Annotated in this window: 22 protein-coding genes and 1 other RNA gene; 20 read left to right on the plus strand and 3 right to left on the minus strand. The window is 62.7% G+C overall.

The features are described 5' to 3' along the window. Positions 1 to 42 precede the first annotated feature (42 nt). The 4 genes from CFE42_RS18875 to CFE42_RS18890 all read left to right on the plus strand — a co-directional run bounded on the left by CFE42_RS18875 (position 43) and on the right by CFE42_RS18890 (position 5,731). The gene (locus CFE42_RS18875) at positions 43 to 2,523 is read left to right on the plus strand and encodes a 3-hydroxyacyl-CoA dehydrogenase/enoyl-CoA hydratase family protein (protein ID WP_004633230.1); all 2,481 of its coding nucleotides are present in this window, start codon (positions 43 to 45) and stop codon (positions 2,521 to 2,523) included. 33 nt (positions 2,524 to 2,556) lie between these two features. After that, a complete protein-coding gene (locus CFE42_RS18880; protein WP_004633227.1) occupies positions 2,557 to 3,756 on the plus strand; it encodes an acetyl-CoA C-acyltransferase in 1,200 nt (399 codons plus the stop codon). A 218-nt stretch (positions 3,757 to 3,974) separates the two neighbouring features. Further along, positions 3,975 to 4,940 carry a DegV family protein gene (locus CFE42_RS18885; protein ID WP_004633224.1) on the plus strand — a complete coding sequence of 322 codons (966 nt, stop codon included), beginning with the start codon at positions 3,975 to 3,977 and terminating at the stop codon, positions 4,938 to 4,940. A gap of 26 nt (positions 4,941 to 4,966) precedes the next feature. Beyond that, positions 4,967 to 5,731, plus strand: coding sequence for an enoyl-CoA hydratase (locus CFE42_RS18890; RefSeq protein WP_004633222.1), 765 nt, complete (start codon positions 4,967 to 4,969; stop codon positions 5,729 to 5,731). 65 nt (positions 5,732 to 5,796) lie between these two features. Here the strand turns inward: CFE42_RS18890 and CFE42_RS18895 are convergent, their stop codons facing one another. Beyond that, positions 5,797 to 6,234 carry an acyl-CoA thioesterase gene (locus CFE42_RS18895; RefSeq protein ID WP_004633219.1) on the minus strand — a complete coding sequence of 146 codons (438 nt, stop codon included), beginning with the start codon at positions 6,232 to 6,234 and terminating at the stop codon, positions 5,797 to 5,799. A 91-nt stretch (positions 6,235 to 6,325) separates the two neighbouring features. Between CFE42_RS18895 and CFE42_RS18900 the strand changes: the two genes are divergently transcribed. The 7 genes from CFE42_RS18900 to CFE42_RS18930 all read left to right on the plus strand — a co-directional run bounded on the left by CFE42_RS18900 (position 6,326) and on the right by CFE42_RS18930 (position 14,267). Beyond that, complete coding sequence (locus CFE42_RS18900; protein ID WP_004633216.1) at positions 6,326 to 8,164, plus strand: ABC transporter ATP-binding protein/permease; 1,839 nt, start codon at positions 6,326 to 6,328, stop codon at positions 8,162 to 8,164. Between the two features lie 15 nt (positions 8,165 to 8,179). Next, on the plus strand, positions 8,180 to 9,124 hold the full coding sequence (locus tag CFE42_RS18905; protein WP_004633215.1) for a LysR family transcriptional regulator: 945 nt from the start codon (positions 8,180 to 8,182) through the stop codon (positions 9,122 to 9,124). 151 nt (positions 9,125 to 9,275) lie between these two features. Beyond that, complete coding sequence (locus CFE42_RS18910; RefSeq protein WP_004633212.1) at positions 9,276 to 10,577, plus strand: Glu/Leu/Phe/Val dehydrogenase; 1,302 nt, start codon at positions 9,276 to 9,278, stop codon at positions 10,575 to 10,577. 521 nt (positions 10,578 to 11,098) lie between these two features. Then, complete coding sequence (locus CFE42_RS18915) at positions 11,099 to 12,007, plus strand: glutamate/aspartate ABC transporter substrate-binding protein (RefSeq protein WP_004633211.1); 909 nt, start codon at positions 11,099 to 11,101, stop codon at positions 12,005 to 12,007. A gap of 99 nt (positions 12,008 to 12,106) precedes the next feature. Further along, on the plus strand, positions 12,107 to 12,835 hold the full coding sequence (locus tag CFE42_RS18920; protein WP_004633209.1) for an amino acid ABC transporter permease: 729 nt from the start codon (positions 12,107 to 12,109) through the stop codon (positions 12,833 to 12,835). A gap of 17 nt (positions 12,836 to 12,852) precedes the next feature. Continuing rightward, entirely contained in the window at positions 12,853 to 13,536 is a 684-nt protein-coding gene (gene gltK / locus CFE42_RS18925; RefSeq protein ID WP_004633208.1) for a glutamate/aspartate ABC transporter permease GltK, read from the plus strand. Next, complete coding sequence (locus CFE42_RS18930; protein WP_004633206.1) at positions 13,533 to 14,267, plus strand: amino acid ABC transporter ATP-binding protein; 735 nt, start codon at positions 13,533 to 13,535, stop codon at positions 14,265 to 14,267. The genes gltK and CFE42_RS18930 overlap by 4 nt, the downstream gene beginning before the upstream one ends. Before the next feature lie 189 nt (positions 14,268 to 14,456). Here the strand turns inward: CFE42_RS18930 and CFE42_RS18935 are convergent, their stop codons facing one another. Beyond that, the gene (locus CFE42_RS18935) at positions 14,457 to 15,287 is read right to left on the minus strand and encodes a class II glutamine amidotransferase (protein WP_004633204.1); all 831 of its coding nucleotides are present in this window, start codon (positions 15,285 to 15,287) and stop codon (positions 14,457 to 14,459) included. A gap of 158 nt (positions 15,288 to 15,445) precedes the next feature. On the opposite strand from CFE42_RS18935, the gene CFE42_RS18940 reads away from it, so the two are divergent. The 4 genes from CFE42_RS18940 (at position 15,446) to rnpB (ending at position 18,972) form a co-directional block, all read left to right on the plus strand. After that, complete coding sequence (locus CFE42_RS18940) at positions 15,446 to 16,744, plus strand: glycerate kinase (protein ID WP_004633203.1); 1,299 nt, start codon at positions 15,446 to 15,448, stop codon at positions 16,742 to 16,744. Positions 16,745 to 16,777: 33 nt separating this feature from the next. After that, positions 16,778 to 17,812 carry a dihydroorotase gene (pyrC, locus tag CFE42_RS18945; RefSeq protein ID WP_004633200.1) on the plus strand — a complete coding sequence of 345 codons (1,035 nt, stop codon included), beginning with the start codon at positions 16,778 to 16,780 and terminating at the stop codon, positions 17,810 to 17,812. A 4-nt stretch (positions 17,813 to 17,816) separates the two neighbouring features. After that, the gene (locus CFE42_RS18950; protein ID WP_004633199.1) at positions 17,817 to 18,617 is read left to right on the plus strand and encodes a DUF3025 domain-containing protein; all 801 of its coding nucleotides are present in this window, start codon (positions 17,817 to 17,819) and stop codon (positions 18,615 to 18,617) included. A gap of 13 nt (positions 18,618 to 18,630) precedes the next feature. Beyond that, positions 18,631 to 18,972, plus strand: an RNA gene (rnpB, locus tag CFE42_RS18955) — RNase P RNA component class A. A 5-nt stretch (positions 18,973 to 18,977) separates the two neighbouring features. Here the strand turns inward: rnpB and CFE42_RS18960 are convergent. Then, complete coding sequence (locus CFE42_RS18960) at positions 18,978 to 19,424, minus strand: OsmC family protein (RefSeq protein WP_004633197.1); 447 nt, start codon at positions 19,422 to 19,424, stop codon at positions 18,978 to 18,980. A 699-nt stretch (positions 19,425 to 20,123) separates the two neighbouring features. Between CFE42_RS18960 and rplM the strand changes: the two genes are divergently transcribed. The 5 genes from rplM (at position 20,124) to erpA (ending at position 22,893) form a co-directional block, all read left to right on the plus strand. Next, entirely contained in the window at positions 20,124 to 20,552 is a 429-nt protein-coding gene (rplM, locus tag CFE42_RS18965) for a 50S ribosomal protein L13 (RefSeq protein WP_004633193.1), read from the plus strand. A 12-nt stretch (positions 20,553 to 20,564) separates the two neighbouring features. After that, entirely contained in the window at positions 20,565 to 20,957 is a 393-nt protein-coding gene (rpsI, locus tag CFE42_RS18970) for a 30S ribosomal protein S9 (protein WP_004633190.1), read from the plus strand. A 231-nt stretch (positions 20,958 to 21,188) separates the two neighbouring features. Next, positions 21,189 to 21,944 carry a DUF6776 family protein gene (locus CFE42_RS18975; RefSeq protein ID WP_004633188.1) on the plus strand — a complete coding sequence of 252 codons (756 nt, stop codon included), beginning with the start codon at positions 21,189 to 21,191 and terminating at the stop codon, positions 21,942 to 21,944. Between the two features lie 43 nt (positions 21,945 to 21,987). Continuing rightward, positions 21,988 to 22,392: a polymer-forming cytoskeletal protein gene (locus CFE42_RS18980; protein ID WP_004633186.1), complete on the plus strand. Its 405-nt coding sequence runs from the start codon at positions 21,988 to 21,990 to the stop codon at positions 22,390 to 22,392. 126 nt (positions 22,393 to 22,518) lie between these two features. Continuing rightward, entirely contained in the window at positions 22,519 to 22,893 is a 375-nt protein-coding gene (gene erpA, locus CFE42_RS18985; RefSeq protein WP_004633183.1) for an iron-sulfur cluster insertion protein ErpA, read from the plus strand. The last annotated feature ends 180 nt before the right edge of the window (positions 22,894 to 23,073 follow it).

Below are 23,073 nucleotides of genomic sequence, written 5' to 3' on the forward strand. Positions count from 1 at the left end.
CGTCGCCCCGCTTGTCTCTTCCTCACCTCCCGCGAGGACACCATGACCCGCACTGAACTCCCCACCAGCGCGCAGCCGCAGGCCGGCCAGCGTTCCAATTTCCTCGTCCGGCGCGTTGCTGTGCTGGGCGCCGGCGTGATGGGCGCGCAGATTGCCGCGCACCTGGTCAACGCCAAGGTTCCCGTGACGCTGTTCGACCTGCCGGCCAAGGAAGGCCCCAAGAGCGGCATCGCGCTCAAAGCCATTGAAAACCTGAAGAAGCTGTCGCCGGCACCGCTCGGCATCAAGGATGACGCGAACCTCATCCAGGCTGCGAACTACGAAGACGACATCGAGAAGCTGCGCGACTGCGACCTCGTCATCGAAGCGATTGCCGAGCGCATGGACTGGAAGCACGACCTGTACAAGAAGGTCGCGCCGCACATCGCCTCGCATGCGATCTTTGCCTCCAACACGTCGGGTCTGTCGATCACCGAACTATCCGATGGCTTTGATGCCGAGCTGAAGTCGCGCTTCTGCGGCGTGCACTTCTTCAATCCGCCGCGCTACATGCACCTGGTCGAGCTGATCCCGACTGCCCACACGCGCGGCGACATTCTCGACCAGCTGGAAACGTTCCTGACCTCCGCGCTCGGCAAGGGCGTGGTGCGCGCGAAGGACACGCCCAACTTCATCGCCAACCGCGTCGGCATCTTCTCGATCCTGGCCGTATTTGCGGAGTCGGCCAAGTACGGCATTCCGTTCGACGTGGTCGATGACCTGACGGGCTCGAAGCTGGGCCGTGCCAAGTCAGCGACGTTCCGCACGGCGGACGTGGTGGGCCTGGACACGATGGCGCACGTCATCAAGACGATGCAGGACAACCTGAAGGAGGATCCGTTCGCTCCGGTCTACGCTACGCCGCCCGTGCTGGCCAAGCTGGTGGAGGCGGGCGCCCTGGGCCAGAAGGCCGGCGCCGGTTTCTACAAAAAGGAAGGCAAAGAAATCAAGGTGCTGGATCCGCAAAGCGGCCAGTACGGCCCAAGTGGCAAGAAGGCGGATGACATCGTTGTGCGCATCCTGAAGAAGGAGCCGGCCGAGCGTCTGAAGCTGCTGCGCGAATCGACCAACCCGCAGGCGCAGTTCCTGTGGGCTGTGTTCCGTGACGTGTTCCACTACATCGCCGTGTACCTGGAGCAAATTGCCGACTCCGCCGCGGAAGTGGATCTGGCGATCCGCTGGGGCTTCGGCTGGAACAGCGGCCCGTTCGAAGACTGGCAAGAGGCGGGCTGGAAGCAGGTGGCCGAGTGGGTGAAGGAAGACATCGAAGCCGGCAAGGCGCTGTCGAACGCAGCGCTGCCGCAGTGGGTGTTTTCCGGCCCAGTGGCGGACAACGGCGGTGTGCATTCGGCACAGGGTTCGTGGTCGGCCAAACAGGGCACGTTCCTGCAACGCAGCACGCTGCCGGTGTACGGCCGCCAGGTGTTCCGCGCACCCATCAAGGGTGCGACCACGGTCAATCCGCTCACGTATGGCAAGACCATCGAAGAGACCGACGCCGTGCGCATCTGGGTGGACGATGCGGCAGGGCAGGACGACGTGCTGGTCGTCTCGTTCAAGAGCAAGATGAATACGATCGGACCGAGCGTCATCGACGGTCTGACGCGTGCCGTTGATCTGGCCGAAGCCGGCTATAAGGGTCTGGTGGTGTGGCAGCCGACGTCTCTCAAGCTGGGCGCGCCGGGCGGCCCGTTCTCCGCCGGTGCAAACCTCGAAGAAGCCATGCCCGCCTTTATGATGGGCGGCGCCAAGGGCATCGAGCCGTTCGTCAAGAAGTTTCAGGACGGCATGATGCGTGTGAAGTACGCCGGCGTGCCGGTCGTGTCGGCCGCATCGGGCATCGCACTGGGCGGCGGCTGCGAACTGCTGCTGCACTCGGCCAAGCGTGTGGCTGCGCTGGAGACGTACATCGGTCTCGTGGAAGTGGGCGTGGGCCTGGTGCCGGCAGGTGGCGGCCTGAAGGAAGCGGCCTTGGCCGCTGCCAAGGCTGCGCAGGCAGCGGGCAGCACGAACATCCTGCAGTTCCTGACCAACCGCTTCCAGGCTGCGGCTATGGCCAAGGTGTCGTCTTCCGCGCTGGACGCGCAGAAGATCGGCTACCTGCAACCGACCGACACGATTGTGTTCAACGTGCACGAATTGCTGCACGTTGCGCGCAATGAAGTGCGCGCGCTGTCCGACTCGGGCTACCGCGCGCCGCTGCGTCCGGTGGGCATTCCGGTGGCAGGTCGTTCGGGTATCGCGACGATCAAGGCGTCGCTGGTGAACATGCGTGACGGCGGCTTCATCTCGCAGCACGACTTCACGATTGCCTCGCGCATCGCTGAAGCCGTGTGCGGCGGTGACGTCGAAGCCGGCGCGCTGGTGGATGAAGAATGGCTGCTGGCGCTGGAGCGCAAGGCCTTCGTGGACCTGCTCGGCAGCTCCAAGACCCAGGAACGCATCATGGGCATGCTGCAGACCGGCAAGCCGGTGCGTAACTAATCGCCGCGACGACAGAGAAACAGGAGTTTCATCATGACCAAGCAATTGCAAGACGCCTATATCGTCGCAGCGACGCGTTCCCCGATCGGCAAGGCGCCCAAGGGCACGCTCAAGAACCTGCGCCCGGATGACCTGCTGGCGACCATCCTCAAGAGTGCTGTCGCCCAGGTGCCGAACCTGGACCCGGCGTTGATCGAAGACGCCATCGTCGGCTGTGCGATTCCGGAAGCGCAGCAGGGCCTGAACGTGGCGCGTATCGGCGCGCTGCTGGCCGGCCTGCCCAACTCTGTGGGCGGTGTAACCGTCAACCGCTTCTGCGCCTCTGGCCTGACCGCCGTGGCCATGGCGGCTGACCGCATCCGGGTGGGCGAATCCGACGTGATGATCGCCGCCGGTGTCGAATCGATGAGCATGGTGCCGATGATGGGCAACTCGCCGTCGATGTCGCCGGAGATTTTCACGCGCGACGAGAACGTCGGCATCGCCTACGGCATGGGCCTGACGGCGGAGAAGGTCGCCCAGCAATGGAAGATCTCGCGCGAGGCGCAGGACGCCTTCTCGCTGGCTTCGCACCAGAAGGCGCTGGCCGCGCAGCAAGCCGGCGAGTTCAAGGACGAGATCACCCCGATCGAGATCATCGAGAAGTTCCCGAACCTGGGTACGGGCGCAATCGACATCAAGACGCGCACGATGTCGCTGGATGAAGGCCCGCGTTCCGATACGTCGGTCGAAGGCCTGGGCAAGCTGCGCGCCGTGTTCGCGAATAAGGGCAGCGTGACGGCCGGCAACAGCTCGCAGACGTCGGACGGCTCGGGCGCGCTGATCCTGGTGTCGGAGAAGATCCTCAAGCAGTTCAACCTGGTGCCGCTGGCGCGCTTTGTGTCGTTTGCGGTGCGCGGTGTGCCGCCGGAGATCATGGGGATTGGTCCGAAGGAAGCGATTCCTGCCGCGCTGAAGGCGGGCGGCCTGACGCAGGACCAGATCGACTGGATCGAGCTGAACGAAGCGTTCGCCGCGCAGTCGCTGGCCGTGATCCAGGACCTGGGCCTGGACACCAGCAAGATCAACCCGCTGGGTGGCGCGATCGCGCTGGGCCACCCGCTGGGCGCCACCGGTGCCATTCGTGCGGCCACGGTGGTGCACGGCCTGCGCCGTCGCAACCAGAAGTACGGCATGGTGACGATGTGCGTCGGCACCGGCATGGGCGCTGCGGGCATTTTCGAACGCATGTGACCCCACGTCAGGGGGAAGGATTAAGTTCTTCCCCCTGCTTGTAAATCGCCCGTCTCAACACGCATGATTGCGCAGGCGCGCGCAGTACTACATCAACAAGCGCGCCGAAGAACGCGGCCGGCACCTAGCCGGCATCGCGACAGAAGCGGAACCATGATTCCGCAACAGAGGAGACACACCACCGGGCCACCGGCGGTGCACCAAGAGGAGGGCGTGCGATGGGCAACACTATCGGCGACACAATCGTATTGACCGACGCGGCATGCGACATGCCACGCTCGATGATCGATCAACTGGGGTTGGGCGTAGTGCCGTTCCGCATTCGTGCGGGCGAATTGTTTGTGGAAGACCGCCGCGACGAGGTGGCGCTGCCGCAGCTTTATCGCAAATACCTCGTCGACAAGCAGGATCACTATGCCGAATCGATTCCGCTGCTCGAACGCGAGATTGAAGACTTCCTGCTCAAGCACGTGGTCACGCAGCACGACCGTGCCTTGCTGCTGACGATTGCCAGCTCGCGCAGTCATTTCTACAGCCACGCAACCGGCGCGGTGGTGGGCACCACGGCCAAGAGCTTCAAGCCACGCAAGGATGCGGGCCGCTCAGGGCTGTTCGAGTTGACGGTGGTCGATACCGGCGCCATTGGCCCGGGCCAAGCGCTGATGGTGCATGAAGCAGCACGCATGTTGCGGGAAGGCGCAGAGGTGCGTGACGTGGTGCACGTGATCGAGAATCGCCTGCGCGATGCCTCACACGTCTATCTCGTGCCCGATGAGTTGCTGTACATGTACACGCGCGCCAAGCAGAAGGGCGAGAAGAGCATCACCTGGGGGCGCTACATGATGGGCACGGCCTTCAACGTGCGGCCGCTCATTCATATGCACCGCGGCGACACCGAAGCCATCGCCAAGGTGCGCGGCTCTGACGAGGGAATTCGCCGCCTGCTCGCGCACACCGAAACCATGATTACCGAGGAGCGTCTGGCCACGCCGGTGGTGGCGATCACGTATTCCGGTTCGCTCGATACCGTGCGCCGCATGGAGCCGGTGCAAGCGTTGATGCGAACCGCACAGGAGCACGGCGTGGAAGTGCTGCTCGCGCCGATGAGCCTGACCGTGGCGTTGAACGTGGGGGCCAACGCGTTCTCCGTCGGTTATCTATCTGACTCGCCTGTGCCGATTTAGCCGCGCAGGCTTCACCTGGAGTTTTCATGTCGATTCGTACCGAGACCGCAGACGGCGTCCTGACGCTGACCTTTGATCGTCTGGACCGCAAGAACGCCATCACGGCCGCGATGTATCAAACGTTGGCCGATGCCCTGGTGGCTGCCGAAACCGATCCCGCCATCCGCGTGATTGTGCTGGCCGGCCACGAGAGCGTGTTCACGGCGGGCAACGATCTCGAAGACTTCATGAAGAATCCGCCCAAGGACGAGAGTGCTCCCGTGCACCAGTTCCTGAAGGCAATCAGCACGGCGAGCAAGCCGCTGATCGCCTCGGTGAGCGGCGCGGCTGTCGGCGTGGGCACGACGATGCTGCTGCATTGCGATCTCGTCTACGCATCCGAGACGGCCAAGCTGTCGATGCCGTTCGCGCAGTTGGGGCTCTGTCCGGAGGCCGCGTCGAGCTTGCTGCTGCCGCAGTTGGCCGGCTATCACCGCGCGGCGGACAAGCTGCTCTTCGGCGAGCCGTTCGACGCGAACGAAGCGCGCGAGCTGGGGCTGGTCAATCGCGTGCTGCCGGCTGGCGAGCTGGATGCCTTCGTGCGTACGCAGGCGCGCAAGCTGACGCTGCTGCCGCCCGCATCGCTGCGCGCCACCAAGCGCCTGATGAAGGAGGGCGCCACGCCGCAGATCGCCGAGCGCATGTCGGTGGAAGGCAAGCAATTTGGGGAAATGCTGCGTGCCCCCGAGGCGCGCGAGGCGTTCACGGCGTTCTTCGAAAAGCGCCGCCCGGATTTCTCCAAGTTCAACTGAGCGAATCGTTCACCTGCAAAAGAAAACCCGGCGCGAAGCCGGGTTTTTTCTTGGCCGTTGCCCCTTCAGAGCGGCGGCAGCACGCGCGGCTTGCGAGTCTCGTCGGTCGCCACGTAGGTGAGGGTGGCTTCCGTCACCTTGACGGTGGCGTGGCGACCGCTGGCGTGCATGCGTTGCGCATAGACCTCCACATCCACGGTGATCGACGTGCGCCCCGTCTTGACCACGTTAGCGTAGAAGCTCACCAGATCGCCCACGTACACAGGTTGCTTGAAGACAAACGAGTTGACCGCGATCGTGGCGACACGGCCGTTGGCGCGTACCACGGCTGGGATCGACCCGGCAATGTCCACCTGCGACATGATCCAGCCGCCAAACACATCACCGTGGACGTTGGCGTCGGACGGCATGGGCATCACGCGCACGGCGGGCTGCTTGTCGGCGGGCAGCGTGACGGTTTCAGTGGCGGCATGGGTATCGGACATGATGATGCAGGGCAGCATTGAGGCGGGAGGGAGGGCCCACCAGCGCGCCTGGGGCGCGCGCAGGTGATCGGTGGGAGAATACACAATCCGCCATTTTATTGCACCGCACATGCGCCGCTTTCCCGCCTCTTCCGAACCGCCTCCGCCGGGGGCTGCCCGCGGCGACTGGCGCACCATCAAGAGCCTGCTGCCGTATCTACTGGCCTACAAGTGGCGGGTGGCGCTGGCGCTGTCGTTTCTGATCGCGGCCAAGGTGGCAAACCTCGGTGTGCCGATGGTCATGAAGCGGCTGATCGATGCCATGAACGTGTCGCCGTCCGACCCGCGCGCGCTGCTGGTTGTGCCGGTGGGCATCATCATTGGTTACGGGCTGCTGCGGCTGTCGACGTCGCTGTTCTCGGAGCTGCGCGAAATCCTGTTCGCGAAGGTCACGGAGAGTTCGGTGCGCACGCTCGCACTGCAGGTGTTCCGCCATCTGCACGCGCTGTCGCTGCGCTTTCATCTGGAGCGCCAGACCGGCGGCATGAGCCGCGATATCGAGCGCGGCACACGCGGCATCCAGTCGCTCATCTCGTATTCGCTGTACAGCATCCTGCCGACGCTGGTGGAAGTCGGCCTCGTCATCACGTATTTCTTCGTGAAGTACGACGTGTGGTTCGCGCTCATCACGTTTTGCGCGCTGGTCAGCTACATCGTGTTTACGGTGACGGTGACGAACTGGCGCACGCACTTCCGCCGCAAGATGAACGAGCTAGATTCGCGCGCCAACCAGAAGGCGATCGATTCGCTGCTGAACTTTGAAACGGTCAAGTACTTCGGCAACGAAGACTACGAAGCACGTCGCTACGACGAGAACCTGAAGCACTACCGCGCCGCAGCCATCCGCTCGCAGAATTCTTTGTCGGTGCTGAACTTCGGCCAGCAGCTCATTGTGGCCACGGCGCTCATCCTGATCCTGTATCGCGCCACGCAAGGTGTGGCGGCGGGGCACATGACGCTGGGCGACCTCGTGCTGGTCAACACGCTGATGCTGCAGATCTACATTCCGCTCAACTTCCTGGGCGTGATCTACCGCGAGCTGAAGCAGGCCGTGACCGACATGGACCGCATGTTCAACCTGCTGCAGACCAACCGCGAAGTCGCCGACAAGCCCGACGCTCCGCCGCTGACGGTGCATGCGGGCGAAGTGCGCTTCGCGCATGTCGACTTCAGCTACGAAGCCAATCGCCAGATCCTGTTCGACGTGGATTTCACGATTCCGGCCGGCACGACCACCGCCGTCGTTGGGCAGAGCGGCTCGGGCAAGTCGACCCTGGCGCGCCTGCTGTTCCGCTTCTATGACGTGAAGTCGGGCGCTATCCAGATCGACGGTCAGGACCTGCGCGATGTCACGCAATCGAGCGTGCGCGCTGCCATCGGCATCGTTCCGCAAGACACGGTGCTCTTCAACGACAGCATCTACTACAACATTGCTTACGGCCGCCCGGATGCGAGCCGCGAAGAGGTGATTGAAGCCGCCCGCGCGGCGCAGATTCACCACTTTGTCGAATCGCTGCCCGACGGCTACGAGACGCAAGTCGGCGAGCGCGGCCTGAAGCTCTCCGGCGGCGAGAAGCAGCGTGTGGCGATTGCACGCACCTTGCTCAAGCGCCCGCCGATTCTCGTGTTTGACGAAGCGACGTCTGCGCTCGACTCGCGCACCGAGCACGCCATCCAGGAAGAGCTGATGCGCCTGGCGCAGAACCACACCACGCTGGTCGTTGCGCACCGGTTGTCGACCATCGTCCGTGCGCACCAGATTCTGGTGATGGAGCACGGTCGCATCATCGAGCGAGGCACGCATGAATCGTTGTTGCGTGCGGAAGGCCGTTACGCGCAGATGTGGCGCATGCAGGCACGCGAGCCAGAGCGCGTTGCCGAAGAAGCAGAAGACGCCCGAGCAGGTTGAGGGAGAGGCAATCCGATGGAACTCAAATGGCTGGAAGACTTCATCAGCCTGGCCGAGACGCGCAGCTTTTCGCGCTCGGCCGAGCTGCGGCATGTGACGCAGCCGGCGTTTTCGCGGCGCATTCAATCCCTCGAAGCCTGGCTCGGCAATGAGCTGATCGACCGATCAAGCTACCCAACTCGCCTGACGCCCGCCGGAGAGGTCTTCTACGAACAGGCTTTGGCGATGCTCGCCCAGGTGAGCGAGACGCGCGCACTGATGCGCGGCCAGCGTCCGGCCAGTGCGTCGACGATCGACTTTGCCGTGCCGCATACGCTATCGCTGACGTTCTTCCCCGGCTGGCTCGCGCAGGTGGAAGAGAAGATCGGCAAGCTGCAATGCAGGCTGCGCGCGCTTAATGTGCACGATGCGGTGATGACGCTGGTGGAGGGCGGCTGCGATCTCGTGATGGTCTATCACCACGCGCGGCAGATGATCCAGCTCGACCCCACGCGCTACGACATGCTGGTGCTGGGCACCGAGCGGCTTTCGCCGTTCTCCAAGCCCGATGCCAGCGGGCGGCCGATCTATCGACTCGTTCCCACCGCACGCAAACCCATCGCCTACCTGAGCTATACGCCCAATGCCTTTCTCGGGCGCATGGTGGATGTGCTGCTGGAAAACTCGCCGGTGGCGCCGCTGCTCGACAAGTGCTACGAAACCGACATGGCCGAGGCGCTCAAGGTGATGGCGCTGGCGGGCCATGGCGTGGCCTTCCTGCCCGAGAGTGCGGTGCGCGAGGATGTGGCAGCGGGTCGCCTCGTGCGCGCGGAAGGCAAGGGCGGCGGTACGTTGTCGATCGAGATGGAAATCCGGCTTTACCGTGAGCACCCCCAGAGCGGCGCACATGACCGTCGGCACCCCCAGTCCAAGCGCAAACGCGAGCTGATCGACACGCTGTGGAGCGCGCTGGCGGGCTGAACGGGCCATCGAATTCGACCCCGGGGTTATGCGTTCAATGCATAACCCGATGTAAAAATGGCATTGGATTTCGTTCCGGGCGGTCCCTAAGCTGGCGGGCATTTTGTGGGACTTGAAGGGCCTTACCGAGGCCCAAAAAAGGAAGACAGCCATGTCCAATGTCGCATCTCCGTCGACACTCCAGCACGCCATCCCGTCCTATCTGCCGGCCGACAATCTCGGCCCGTGGGGCATCTATCTGCAGCAGGTCGATCGGGTCACCCCCTATCTCGGCTCGCTTGCACGTTGGGTTGAAACGCTCAAGCGCCCCAAGCGCGCGCTGATCGTCGACGTGCCGATCCAGATGGACGACGGCCGCATCGCCCACTTCGAGGGCTACCGCGTGCAGCACAACACGTCGCGCGGCCCGGGCAAGGGCGGCGTGCGTTTCCACCAGGACGTGACGCTGTCGGAAGTGATGGCGCTGTCGGCATGGATGTCGGTGAAGAACGCCGCCGTGAACGTGCCGTACGGCGGTGCCAAGGGCGGTATCCGCGTCGACCCGCGCAAGCTGTCTTCCGGTGAACTTGAACGCCTGACACGCCGCTACACGAGCGAGATCGGCATCATCATCGGCCCGAACAAGGACATTCCGGCCCCGGACGTGAACACCAACGCGCAGATCATGGCGTGGATGATGGACACGTACTCCATGAACGAAGGCTCCACCGCCACTGGCGTGGTGACCGGCAAGCCGATCGCACTGGGCGGCAGCCTGGGCCGTCGCGAAGCCACTGGCCGCGGCGTGTTCGTGGTCGGCAGCGAAGCCGCACGCAACCTCGGGATCGACGTCAAGGGCGCGCGCGTGGTGGTGCAGGGTTTCGGCAACGTGGGCAGCGTGGCAGCCAAGCTGTTCCACGACGCTGGTGCCAAGGTCATTGCCGTGCAAGACCACAAGGGCATTGTGTTCAACGGCAACGGCCTGGATGTCGACGCGCTCATCAAGCACGTTGACCACAATGGCAGCGTGGCCGGCTTTGCTGCAGAGGCCGTCTCGCAAGACGACTTCTGGGCGCTGGACTGCGAATTCCTGATCCCGGCCGCGCTGGAAGGCCAGATCACTGCCAAGAACGCGCCTCATATCAAGGCAAAGATTGTCGTGGAAGGTGCAAACGGCCCGACGACGCCCGAGGCGGACGACATCCTGCGCGACCGGGGCATCCTGGTCTGCCCGGACGTGATCGCCAACGCTGGCGGCGTAACGGTCAGCTATTTCGAATGGGTGCAGGATTTCTCGAGCTTCTTCTGGACCGAAGACGAGATCAACCAGCGTCTGGTACGGATCATGCAAGACGCCTTCCGTGGCGTCTGGCAAGTGGCGCAGGACAACAAGGTTACTCTGCGTACGGCGGCGTTCATCATCGCCTGTACGCGGATTCTGCAGGCCCGCCAAGAGCGCGGTCTGTACCCCTGATCGGCAACGCGCTGGTCAATACCGGCGCGGTGCTCCAACAGGGTGCTGCACCGGTCTATCGCGTTGCTGCCGATCAGGCGGCCATGCGCGACGGTTGAAGAAAGCCGGTGCTCATGGGGCGAACCATAACGTTCCGGAGCACCGCACCATGAGAAGGGCGATGGCATCAACGTCGTCCTTCCCATCTCAAGTCGGGTTCGTTAAGCGACAGAGAGCGCACATCGGGCGGGCTTTATTTCCCCTTGTTTTTCCTTAGCAACTGGCGGCCATCCGCTCAAGCAACCGGGCCTGCGTGCCGATGTTGCAGAGCGTTGCCGTGCATGGCGCTGCGCGTCTTGTCCGGTTTTTCGGAAAAGCACAACGTAAGGTATCCGGTTGCTCGGAAAACGTGGTTGCGGCAGGGTCCGCGCCGGAGGAAAAACTCCGTTGGATTCAACGATTTAGTGGCAACACCAATACTGTCGCCAAACGTTTTTTGGTACAGTCCCGTCTTTCTCTTTCATGGTCAAAAGGAGACTTTCATGAACCTCGCCAAGCTGGCAACCGTGGTTGCTGCCGTTGGTGTCGCCGTTGGTGCGTTCGGCAGCGCTGCCCACGCAGAAGAGCTGACTGGTACGCTCAAGAAGATCAAAGACACCGGCACCATCACGCTGGGCGTGCGCGATTCGTCGATTCCGTTCAGCTACAACGTCGGCGGTGTCCGCACGATCGGCTATTCGTACGACGTCGCCACCAAGATTGCCGAGGACGTGAAGAAGCAGCTCGGCCTGAAGGACCTGAAGGTCAACGAGATCCCGGTCACTTCGCAGAACCGCATCACGCTGCTGCAGAACGGCACCATCGATCTGGAGTGCGGTTCGACCACGAACAACCTCGAGCGTCAGAAGCAGGCATCGTTCACGAACACCATCTTCATCATCGGCACGCGCATCATGGTGAAGAAGGATTCGGGCGTCAAAGATTGGGCAGACCTGAAGGGCAAGAACGTCGTGACCACCGCCGGTACGACTTCGGAACGCCTGCTGCGCAAGATGAACGATGAGAAGCAGATGGGCATGAACATCATCAGCACGAAGGACCACGGCCAGTCGTTCCTGACGCTGGAATCGGGCCGCGCTGTTGCGTTCATGATGGACGACGCCCTGCTGTACGGCGAGCGCGCCAAGGCCAAGAACCCGGCTGAGTGGGTGGTCGTGGCCAAGCCGCAATCGCGCGAAGCCTACGGCTGTATGGTTCGCAAGGACGACAAGCCGTTCAAGGCCCTGGCCGACAAGACGATCGCCGGCATGATGAAGGACGGCACGATCAACGCCGAATACAAGAAGTGGTTCGAGCAGCCGGTTCCGCCCAAGGGCGTGAATATGGAGTTCCCGCTGTCGGACGACATGAAGGCGCTGATCAAGAACCCGAACGACAAGGCTCTTGACTGATCGGCTCCCTCAACGGGCCTGATACAAGCGTCACCGAAACGGAAGGCAAAGGCCGGATAACAGGTCTTCTCCCTTCCGTTTCTTTTTGAGGGAACCATCATGAATTACCACTGGAACTGGGGCGTCTTCTTTACGGAAGCCGCCCAGAATCAGACCTATCTGGACTGGCTGCTGGCGGGGTTGAAGACCACCGTCGTGCTCGGCCTGTCTTCCTGGATCATCGCGCTCGTCATCGGCTCCGTGCTGGGCGTGCTGCGTACGGTGCCGAACAAGTGGCTGTCGGGCCTTGCCGCAGCGTACGTGGAAGTGTTCCGCAACATTCCGCTGATCGTGCAGCTCTTCATCTGGTACTTCGTCATGCCAGAACTCGTGCCGGGCGGCGACTACATTAAACAGATGAACCCCGCCACGGCGATGTTCCTGTCCGCGATGCTGTGCCTCGGTACCTTTACCGCGGCGCGTGTGTGCGAACAGGTGCGCTCGGGAATCAATTCGCTGCCGCGCGGCCAGCGCAACGCAGGCTTGGCGATGGGCTTCACGCTTGCACAGACGTATCGCTACGTGATGTTGCCGATGTCGTTCCGCATCATCGTGCCGCCGCTTACGTCGGAGTTTCTGAATATCTTCAAGAACTCTGCCGTGGCCTCGACGATCGGCTTGCTTGAGCTTGCCGCACAAGGCCGCCAGTTGGTCGACTACACCGCACAGCCGTACGAATCGTTCATCGCCGTGACGCTGATGTACATGCTGATCAACCTGACCGTTATGGGCCTCATGCGCTGGGTGGAAGCACGTTCCCGGCTGCCTGGCTTTATCGGTGGCAAGTAATCGGGCGAGGACTCTTCATGGCTTATCAATTCGATTTCTCGTCCATCAACGTCGACAACATGCGCGTGCTCGGCGAGGGCATGCTCCTTTCGCTCGAGATCACAGGTACGGCCATCCTGGTCGGCATCGTGTGGGGCACGCTGCTGGCGATGATGCGCCTGTCGGGCATCAAGCCGCTGCAGGTGTTCGGGCAGGCGTACGTGAACCTCTTCCGGTCCATCCCGCTGGTGATGGTGCTGCTGTGGTTCTTCCTGATCGTGCCGCAGGTACTGCAGAAAATCTTCAACCTGTCGCCGGCCACCGACATGCGCATGACGTCCGCGCTGGTCGCCTTCGCGCTGTTTGAAGCGGCGTATTACTCGGAGATCATCCGCGCCGGTATCCAGAGCGTCTCGCGCGGGCAGATGTTCGCCGCCTACGCGATGGGTATGACGTACGGCCAGGCCATGCGCCTGGTGATCCTGCCGCAGGCATTCCGCAACATGATTCCGTTGCTGCTCACCCAGGCCATCGTCCTGTTCCAGGATACGTCGCTGGTGTATGTGAGCGCGCTGTCGGACTTCTTTACGCAGGCATACAACATCGGTGAGCGCGACGGCCGTATCGTCGAGCTGCTGCTGTTTGCCGGCTTGTGCTATTTCGTGATCTGCTTCGGCGCCTCCGTGCTGGTGAAGCGACTTCAGAAGAAGGTGACCCAATGATCGAGATCAAGAACGTTTCCAAGTGGTACGGCAGCTTCCAGGTGCTGACCGACTGCACCACCAGCGTGAAGAAGAGCGAGGTGGTGGTGGTGTGCGGCCCGTCGGGTTCGGGCAAGTCCACGCTCATCAAGACCGTCAACGCGCTGGAGCCGTTCCAGAAGGGCGAAATCTTCGTCGACGGCACTTCGGTCGGCGCCAAGGGCACCAACCTGCCGAAGCTGCGTTCGCGCGTGGGCATGGTGTTCCAGAACTTCGAGCTGTTTCCGCACCTCTCGATTACCGAGAACCTGACGATTGCACAGCAGAAGGTGCTGGGCCGCTCGAAAGAAGAAGCCATGGCCAAGGGCCTGAAGTATCTGGATCGCGTGGGTCTGAAGGCGCACGCTGCCAAGTACCCGGGCCAGCTGTCGGGCGGTCAGCAGCAGCGGGTGGCAATCGCCCGTGCGCTGTCGATGGACCCGATCTGCATGCTGTTCGACGAGCCGACCTCCGCGCTGGACCCGGAAATGGTCAATGAAGTGCTCGACGTGATGGTGGAGCTGGCCAAGGAAGGCATGACCATGATGTGCGTGACCCACGAAATGGGCTTCGCTCGCAAGGTCGCCAATCGCGTGATCTTCATGGACCAGGGCCGCATCGTTGAAGACTGCGAGAAGGAAGAGTTCTTCGGCAACATCGACGCGCGTTCCGATCGCGCCAAGCAATTCCTGTCGAAGATCCTGTCGCACTGAAAATCGCTTCACGATCCTACTGCGCGACCCGATCTTGCCCCTGCGATGCTCGCCGTACCCATGTACGGCTGGGCTTCTCGGACCAACCTCAGGCCGCTCGCTACGGATTGTGAACCGATTTAAGCGCCGGGTTGGAGGCAACAAAAAGCCGCTCTATCAGGAGCGGCTTTTTGTTGGGCGATGATCATGTCAGGTGCAAGCCGTATTGGCCGCGTTGGCGATCTGCACGGCTTCCGGAATGGGCACCTTGGTCGCCATCGTCGCCTGGCCCGATTCAAACATCAGCAGCTCGCCCGGCGCGAATTGCGTCCAGACTTCGTTGTCGGTGAGCGGTGCGGTAGCGATGACAGCCACGCGATCGGCGGGCGTGGTGTATTTGGCGAAGTCGATCGTCATGTCGGCGTCGATCAAATGCGCCGTCGAGAACGGCCACTGCCGCACGATGTAATACAGCCGCGTTGAGCAATGCGCGAACTGCGCCTGCCCGTTGCAGAGCAAGAAATTGAACACACCGTAGCGGGTGATTTCCTTGGTGATGTCGGACAGCGCGTAGAACAGCTCGTTAAGCGGTGGCTGCGACCCCGGAAAGCGCTTGCGCAGCGCCTGCATGATGAAACAGAAGGCGAGTTCGCTGTCGGTATCGCCCACGGGCTGGTAGACGCCCGAGAGAAACGGCGAGAAGTTCTTCAGGTCGCCGTTGTGCGCAAAGATCCAATGCCGGCCCCACAGCTCCCGCATGAACGGATGGCAGTTTTCCAGCCGCACCGTGCCCTGCGTCGCCTTGCGGATGTGCGAGATGACGTTCTTGGACTTGATCGGGTAGCGCTTGACCAGTTCCGCCACCGGCGAGGTGCCGGCCGACTGATTGTCGATGAACAGGCGGCAGGCCTTGTCTTCGAAGAAGGCGACGCCAAAGCCGTCGGCATGGTGGTCGGTGACGCCACCGCGCGCGGCGAACCCGGTGAACGAGAACGTCACATCGGTCGGTTCGGCGCAGTTCATGCCCAGCAGCTGGCACATGGTAGGGGAAAAGTCGGATGCAATAAAATAACCATTATCCTGCCGGCTGCCGGGGGTGCCAAGCGCCTTCGTCTTCACGGCGCCGCGCCCCGCTGCCGGGCGTTGCGCACATGCCGCACGCCATCGCCCCCAGATTGCCCACACCGGACGTCATTCCCATGAAGCTCGATCGCACCGCCGCCCGTGCCCTCCTGCTGGAGAGCTACGCCGCCGCCGTGGGCGCGGCGGACCCACTGAAGATCGTCGCTGACTTCCTCCCCCCGCCGCATGCCGTGGGCAAGACGCTCGTGGTCGGCGCCGGCAAGGCGGCTGCGTCGATGGCGCTGGCGGTCGAACAGGCCTATGCCGGCCGCGCACAGATCGAAGGCCTGGTCGTCACGCGCTATGCGCATGGCCTGCCGACCGAGCACATCCGCGTTATCGAAGCCGGACATCCGGTGCCGGACGAGGCGGGCGAACAGGCGGCGCAGGAAATCCTGGATCGGGTTTGCGCGCTCACCGAGCGCGACCGCCTGATCGTGCTGGTTTCGGGTGGCGGCTCCAGCCTGCTGTCCCTGCCTGCCGAAGGCATCCCGATGGCCGATCTGAAGGCCGTGACGCGGGAGTTGCTGCGCTGCGGCGCGCCGATCACCGACATGAACATCGTCCGCAAGCACCTGTCGCGCATCCAAGGCGGGCGGCTTGCGGCCGCATCCCGCGCGCCGGTCACGACACTGATCGTCTCGGACGTGGCAGGCGATGACCCGAGCGCCATTGCCAGCGGCCCGACCGTGCCGGATGCGAGCACCTACGCCGATGCGCTGGCCATCATCAAGCGTTGGGGCGCGCATATACCCGATACCGTGCGCGCGCACCTCGAACGTGGCGCACGCGGCGAGATTGCCGAAACGCCCAAACCCGGCGACGCCTGTTTTGCACGCGTGACCAACCACGTCATCGCCACTGCGCAACAAAGCCTCCAGGCCGGTGCCCAGGTATTTGCGACGCGCGGCATCCACACCGCCATCCTCGGCGACACGGTGACCGGCGAGGCGCGTGAGGTCGCCCAGGTGTACAGCGCGCTGGCGAGGCAGGTGCGCCAGCACTGCACGCCGTTTGTGGCGCCGGTGGCACTCATCTCCGGTGGCGAATGCACGGTGACGATTCCGCCGGGCCTGACCGGCGGCCGCGGCGGGCGCTGCGCGGAGTTCCTGCTCTCGCTCGGTGTCACGCTCGAAGACATCGGTGATATCTACGCACTGGCCGCCGATACAGACGGCATCGATGGATCGGAGGACAATGCGGGTGCGCTGCTTGATCCCGGCTCCATCGCGCGCGCCGCCGCCAAGGGCGTTGCCGCCCGCGCCGCGCTCGATGCACACGACGCCTACGGTTTCTTTGCTGCCGCCGATGACTTGATCGTCACCGGCCCGACGCGCACCAACGTCAACGATTACCGCGTCATCCTCATTCTCTGATTCACGTTTTTGCTGACCGCTTCCGCACGCACCATGACCGACACTCTTACGATCGTCCGCCCCGATGACTGGCACCTGCACCTGCGCGACGGCGATGCGCTCGCCGATGTGGTGGGCGACACCGCGCGCCAGTTCGGCCGGGCGATCATCATGCCTAACCTCAAGCCGCCGGTGACCACCACCGCCCAGGCACGCGCCTACCGCGAGCGCATCCTCGCCGCGTTGCCCGCAGGCACGCAGTTCGAGCCGCTGATGACGCTGTACCTGACCGACAACACTTCGCCTGAGGTCATCCGGGAGGCCCGCGCCAGCGGTTTCATCCATGGCGTGAAGCTGTATCCGGCCGGCGCCACCACCAACAGCGATGCCGGCGTGACCGACCTGCGCCGCTGCGCCAAGACGCTCGAAGCGATGCAGGAAGTCGGCATGCCGCTGCTCGTGCACGGCGAGGTGACGGACCCGACCGTCGACATCTTCGATCGCGAGGCGGTCTTCATCGACACCGTGATGCTGCCGCTGCGCCGCGATTTCCCCGCGCTCAAGGTCGTGTTCGAGCACATCACCACCAAGCATGCCGCCGAATACGTGCGTGATGCGGAAGGCCCGGTTGGCGCAACCATCACCGCGCATCATCTGCTGTACAACCGCAATGCGCTGTTCGTCGGCGGCATCCGCCCGCATTACTACTGCCTGCCGGTGCTCAAGCGTGAAACGCACCGCCTGGCGCTGGTGGCAGCGGCCACCTCGGGCCACCCGCGCTTCTTCCTTGGCACCGACAGCGCACCGCACGCCAAGGGTGTGAAGGAACACGCTTGCGGCTGCGCCGGCTGCTACACCGCGCTGCACGCGATGGAGCTGTACGCCGAGGCCTTTGAAGACGCCAACGCGCTCGACAAGCTCGAAGGTTTCGCGAGCCTCCACGGGCCGGACTTCTACGGCCTGCCGCGCAACGCCGGCACGCTCACGCTCACGCGCTCGCAATGGCAGCTTCCCGCCGAAGTCCCGTTTGGCGAGCAGACGCTGGTGCCGTTGCGTGGCGGCGAGATGCTGCGCTGGAAGTCTGTCTGAGTTGGTGGCCGCTGATCTCGGTGCGATCGACTGGGGCCATCCGGCGTTCGCACCGCTCGCTGCAGTCGGCGCGCCGCTCGCAGACGCTATCGCGCGCGGCGCCGATCTTCGAGACGCACTGAATGCACAGCCGGCTGCGCAGGCGATCCGCACGTGCAGCGGCCAAGCCGTGCGCTTCATCCCGCAAGATGCGCTGCCGGCCGGCGCCGCCTACGAAGCACACATCGCCGCAACCGGCCAGGTGCCGACGCGGGACAATCTCCACGACTTTTTCAACGCCCTGATCTGGCTGCATTGGCCGCGTGCCAAAGCGGCGCTCAACGCGCGTCAGGCGCGGGCGATTGCGCAGGACGGGATTGGCACGGCACGCGGCACCGTCCGCGATGCCGCCACGTTGTTCGACGAAAACGCACTGATCTTCCTGCACACCCAAGACGCGCCGGAGCGCTATCTGACCGGGTTCGACTGGCGCGGCTTGTTCGTCGAGGGCAGGGCAACGTGGGGCGCCACGTGCGCGGTTCTGCCGTTCGGCCATGCGGTATTGGAAAAGCTGGTCGCGCCTTACAAGTCGATCACGGCCCATGCGTGGCCGGTGCGCGTGGCTGCGTTGCCGGCGGAGCGCCCCTCGCTCGACGCTGCACTGGCCGAGACGCTGCTGCACGCCGATCTCGCGCCCCGCCATTTCCGCCCGTTGCCCGTCATGGGGATACCCGGTTGGTGCAATGCCAATGAAGACGCCGGCTTCTATCTGGATGCGACGGTCTTTCGGCTCGGCCGGCGGCGCTTCGTACCTGAACAGTGCTAGACTCGCGCCTCGCGAAGCGGACCAGACAACCGCTGCTTTCGCCGCCTCGTGCGAGCGGAAGGGGAGGAAAGTCCGGACTCCATAGAGCAGGGTGATGGCTAACGACCATCCACGGTGACGTGCGGAATAGGGCCACAGAGACGAGTCTTCGCCCCGGCTTCGGTCAGGGCGAAGGGTGAAACGCGGTAACCTCCACCCGGAGCAATCCCAAGTAAGCAGGCGATGAAGCGGCTCGCTGAGTCTGCGGGTAGGGAGCTTGAGCCGGCTGGCAACAGCCGGTCTAGAGGAATGGTTGTCACGCCGCTGGTTTCGGCCACGCGGCGCACAGAATCCGGCTTATCGGTCCGCTTCGCTTCTTATTTATTCCGATGCCGTCGGCTGGGTGGCCAGGTCCACCAGTTCCAACGAGTGCGTGATCTCGGCCGTCTTGGCCAGCATGATCGATGCCGAGCAGTATTTCTCGTGCGACAGCTGCACGGCACGCTCTACCGTTTCCCGCTTCAGGTTGCGTCCCGTCACCGTGAAGGTGAAGTGGATGCGCGTGAAGACCTTCGGATCGGTCTCGGCGCGGTCGGCGTGCAGCTTGACGCTGCAGCCTTGCACGTCCTGGCGACCCCGCTTCAGGATCAGCACCACGTCATAGGCGGTGCAGCCACCGGTGCCCAGTAAGACCATTTCCATCGGGCGCGGTGCGAGGTTGCGGCCACCGCCGTCCGGGGCCCCATCCATCGTGACGAGGTGGCCGCTGCCGGTTTCCGCCAAAAAGGCCATGCCATCCGGGCCGGTCCAGCTCACAGTGCAATCCATGTCCAATCCTTGTGCAGAGGGTCGGCCAGCGCCGACGAAAAGCCACATTGTAGCCATCGGCCCTCGCCTGCGTTGGCCCCCTAGGGTGAACGCGGCTTGACAGTGATGCCCGTGCGAAAAGGTGCAACCCGCGACTTCTGCACCGAAATCGCGCCGAAATTGGAGGAATATCTCTAGTGAACAGCAATCCGCTTCGCAGGAAATGAACGCAAGGTATTGATGCATATAGGAATTTACCTGTTTTCCCTGATCTCGTTTGCTTTTCACATTACGAAATTAGATTTCGTAGTGCAAATTGCCTTGCGCATGCCCCAGAAATGGGTATAATTCGCACCATTGGATCGGCTGATGCGGTGCAACCCACCAAGTCAACGATCAGCAGGTGTCTCCTCCACCCTCCTCCTTTGGTGGATTCAAACCCAAGCTTGATGGCTTGGGTTTTTTTTCGTCCACTCGACTCGAGCGCCCCTTTTTCTTGTGTCAAGAGGTCTGCGCGGGGTACAATCGAAATCTTTTCCGGATTGCCCGCGGAAAAGAAATCCAGAGAGCCCGCACCAACAAGCGGGAAGGCGGGCCGGCGATGACCTCGCATGGGGTTGCGCAGGCGTCCGCAAGACGATCCGTTCGTGAGCAGTCTGAACGCAAGTTCTCAGCGCGATACGGGTCCACTCGGGCACTGACTCAATATTTGGAAAAATCATGAAGACCTTTTCCGCAAAGCCCCATGAGGTGAAGCGCGATTGGTACGTGATTGACGCGACGGACAAGGTCCTCGGGCGTGTCGCCAGCGAAGTGGCACACCGACTGCGCGGCAAGCACAAGCCCGAATTCACTCCGCACGTCGATACCGGCGATTTCATCATCGTCATCAACGCAGCCAAGCTGCGTGTGACGGGCGCCAAGACGACCGACAAGAAGTACTATCGCCACTCGGGTTACCCGGGCGGTATCTATGAAACGACGTTTGGCAAGATGCAGCAGCGTTTCCCGGGCCGCGCCCTGGAGAAGGCTGTGAAGGGCATGCTGCCGAAGGGTCCGCTGGGCTACGGGATGATCAAGAAGCTGAAGGTTTACGCCGAAGGCTCGCATCCGCACGAAGCTCAGCAGCCGAAAGCGCTGGAAATCTAAAGGGCCTAATCCATGATCGGAAACTGGAACTATGGCACCGGCCGCCGCAAGAGCGCTGTGGCACGTGTCTTCATCAAGTCCGGCAAGGGCGACATCATCGTCAACGGCAAGGCCATCAACGAGTACTTCGCTCGTGAAACCTCGCTGATGATCGTGCGTCAGCCGCTGGAACTGACCAACCACGCAGCTACGTTCGACATCAAGGTGAACGTGGTCGGCGGCGGTGAAACCGGCCAAGCCGGTGCTGTGCGTCACGGCATCACTCGCGCCCTGATCGATTACGATGCAACGCTCAAGCCCGCCCTGTCGAAGGCCGGTCTGGTGACGCGCGATGCACGTGAAGTCGAACGTAAGAAGGTTGGTCTGCGCAAGGCCCGCCGCGCCAAGCAGTTCTCGAAGCGTTAATCCGCTTCCTGCTGCTTCAGCAAAAAACCACACCCTCGGGTGTGGTTTTTTGTTTTGGAGCGTTCGAACCAAACAGTGTGATGTTTTCGGCGCCTTGCTTACCCTTTGCAACAGCTCCGACATGTCCGCAGGACTACAATTCACATCTCGTTAGCGTTCGCCCCGTATGATGCAATCCGCTATTTCTCCTAATCCGATTCTGATTCGTAACGCGGGTCGGGAGGCGGGCGCATGAAGGCGCGTCGCTTGTTGCGCCGCGCTTCCGTGCTCGCTCCGAACGTCACAGTACGTTCGCGTCTGCCTTGGCCGGTGACGGTGTTGCTGGTTGCAGTGGTACTTGGGCTTGCGGCCGCAGCGGCGCTGTGGGCCTTCGAGGAAGGGCGCCGTCTGACCGGTCCGCACGACGCCGATTTGCGTGCAATGAACCGCGAGCTGACCGCCAGGCTGGCCGCCGTGCAGGCCGAACGCGATAAGCTTTCTGCATCCGCCGGCACCGTGGATGCCCGTCTGGGTATCGCTGAAGGCGCTCAGGCGCAAATGGCCGAGCAACTCAAGGCGCTGGAAACCGAAAACGCGCAGTTGAAGGAAGATCTGGCTTTCTTTGACAGCCTGTTGCCCGCGCCCACCAATTCCGCGGGCATTTACGTGCGCAGCTTCCGCATCGCGCCGGACGAGGCGCAACCGACGCGCATGCGGTTCCGCGTTCTGTTGATGCAGGGCGGGGGCAAGGCGTTCGCACCCGTCTCCGAATTCGAGGGGCAATTGGCGCTCACGCTCAACGTGGTGCAGGCTGGCAAACCTGCTACGATCGATTTCCCGGGCGCTGCGGCCAGCGGATCACCCGCCACCAGCGCCCGCGTCAAGCTCACGCACTACCAGCGCCTCGAGGGCTGGGTGGACGTGCCCCCTGGCACCACGGTGCAGTCGGTGATGGTGAAAGTGCTGCAGAACGGCAAGATCAAAGCGAGCCAGAGTTTTTCCATCTGACGGGCATTGTCCTGTCGAGGATCTGTACACAGAGGAGTCGACGATGCTGTTTGGCAAAAAGAAAGGGCTGGCGATTGAAACGCTACTGGGGGCCCGTACCAAGCTGGAGGGGGATCTGCGCTTTTCGGGCGGTCTGCGGATCGACGGCGAGATCAAGGGCAACATTTACGGCGATCCGGACAAGCCAAGCATGCTGGTGATTACCGACAGCGCACGCGTTGAGGGCGAAGTGCATGTTGGGCACCTGATCCTGAACGGCACGGTCGTTGGCCCCGTGCACGTGGCAGAACTGTTGGAGTTGCAGCCGAAGGCGCGCATCGAAGGCAACGTCCAATATGCAGCGCTGGAAATGCACCAAGGTGCCGTTGTTATGGGCACGTTGACGCACGCGACGCCTGGCGATGTGAAGTTGCTGCCCAATCTCAAGCTGGCGTCCAACCAGGATTGATCACATCCCGCGCCGGCCGTTGCTGGCGCACCGCACAATGCCCACTTGAAACGCGGGGCTTCGGCACGATTTGCAGCTTGCGCTTAAAATACAGGCAAGTTTCAGACGTTCCCACAGGAGATTTTCATGAACGCAGTCGCGCAGGCAGCCACGCCCGATGTGAACGAGGTTCCGGCTCCGCTGGTCTTTACCGACAGCGCTGCGGACAAGGTCAAGCAACTGATTGAAGAGGAAGGCAACCCGGAGTTGAAGCTGCGCGTGTTCGTGCAAGGCGGCGGGTGCTCGGGCTTCCAGTACGGCTTCACCTTTGACGAAGAGACCAACGAAGACGATACGACCATGACCAAGAATGGCGTGTCACTCTTGATCGACTCGATGAGCTACCAGTACCTGGTGGGCGCCGAGATCGACTACAAGGAAGACATCAACGGCGCGCAATTCGTCATCAAGAACCCGAATGCTTCGACCACGTGTGGTTGCGGCTCGTCGTTCTCGGTCTGACGCCTCCCTCGCTTAAAAGAAAAAGCGCACTTCGGTGCGCTTTTTTGTTGCCCGTGACCCGTCCTGAATAAGGTTGACACTTTTTCCCCGCCAGGGAGTGAGGGTCAAGATGGAAGGGCAGAAGAAGCGAACGCAGAGGGACTACACGCTGGCTTTTAAGTTGGCAGTGGTTGAGCAGGT

This window comes from Ralstonia sp. PBBBR1, from assembly GCF_002256165.1.
Classification (GTDB): domain Bacteria; phylum Pseudomonadota; class Gammaproteobacteria; order Burkholderiales; family Burkholderiaceae; genus Ralstonia; species Ralstonia thomasii.

Bases quoted from the DNA above. Each gene is read 5' to 3' on its own strand.
- CFE42_RS18890 (WP_004633222.1), top strand. From the start codon at position 4,967: ATGTCGATTCGTACCGAGACCGCAGACGGCGTCCTGACGCTGACCTTT.
- CFE42_RS18920 (WP_004633209.1), top strand. From the start codon at position 12,107: ATGAATTACCACTGGAACTGGGGCGTCTTCTTTACGGAAGCCGCCCAG.
- CFE42_RS18980 (WP_004633186.1), top strand. From the start codon at position 21,988: ATGCTGTTTGGCAAAAAGAAAGGGCTGGCGATTGAAACGCTACTGGGG.
- rpsI (WP_004633190.1), top strand. From the start codon at position 20,565: ATGATCGGAAACTGGAACTATGGCACCGGCCGCCGCAAGAGCGCTGTG.
- CFE42_RS18930 (WP_004633206.1), top strand. From the start codon at position 13,533: ATGATCGAGATCAAGAACGTTTCCAAGTGGTACGGCAGCTTCCAGGTG.
- rplM (WP_004633193.1), top strand. From the start codon at position 20,124: ATGAAGACCTTTTCCGCAAAGCCCCATGAGGTGAAGCGCGATTGGTAC.
- CFE42_RS18935 (WP_004633204.1), bottom strand. From the start codon at position 15,287: ATGTGCCAGCTGCTGGGCATGAACTGCGCCGAACCGACCGATGTGACG.
- CFE42_RS18910 (WP_004633212.1), top strand. From the start codon at position 9,276: ATGTCCAATGTCGCATCTCCGTCGACACTCCAGCACGCCATCCCGTCC.
- CFE42_RS18880 (WP_004633227.1), top strand. From the start codon at position 2,557: ATGACCAAGCAATTGCAAGACGCCTATATCGTCGCAGCGACGCGTTCC.
- CFE42_RS18900 (WP_004633216.1), top strand. From the start codon at position 6,326: ATGCGCCGCTTTCCCGCCTCTTCCGAACCGCCTCCGCCGGGGGCTGCC.
- CFE42_RS18905 (WP_004633215.1), top strand. From the start codon at position 8,180: ATGGAACTCAAATGGCTGGAAGACTTCATCAGCCTGGCCGAGACGCGC.
- erpA (WP_004633183.1), top strand. From the start codon at position 22,519: ATGAACGCAGTCGCGCAGGCAGCCACGCCCGATGTGAACGAGGTTCCG.
- CFE42_RS18915 (WP_004633211.1), top strand. From the start codon at position 11,099: ATGAACCTCGCCAAGCTGGCAACCGTGGTTGCTGCCGTTGGTGTCGCC.
- CFE42_RS18885 (WP_004633224.1), top strand. From the start codon at position 3,975: ATGGGCAACACTATCGGCGACACAATCGTATTGACCGACGCGGCATGC.
- CFE42_RS18975 (WP_004633188.1), top strand. From the start codon at position 21,189: ATGAAGGCGCGTCGCTTGTTGCGCCGCGCTTCCGTGCTCGCTCCGAAC.
- CFE42_RS18940 (WP_004633203.1), top strand. From the start codon at position 15,446: ATGAAGCTCGATCGCACCGCCGCCCGTGCCCTCCTGCTGGAGAGCTAC.
- gltK (WP_004633208.1), top strand. From the start codon at position 12,853: ATGGCTTATCAATTCGATTTCTCGTCCATCAACGTCGACAACATGCGC.
- CFE42_RS18960 (WP_004633197.1), bottom strand. From the start codon at position 19,424: ATGGATTGCACTGTGAGCTGGACCGGCCCGGATGGCATGGCCTTTTTG.
- CFE42_RS18875 (WP_004633230.1), top strand. From the start codon at position 43: ATGACCCGCACTGAACTCCCCACCAGCGCGCAGCCGCAGGCCGGCCAG.
- pyrC (WP_004633200.1), top strand. From the start codon at position 16,778: ATGACCGACACTCTTACGATCGTCCGCCCCGATGACTGGCACCTGCAC.
- CFE42_RS18895 (WP_004633219.1), bottom strand. From the start codon at position 6,234: ATGCTGCCCTGCATCATCATGTCCGATACCCATGCCGCCACTGAAACC.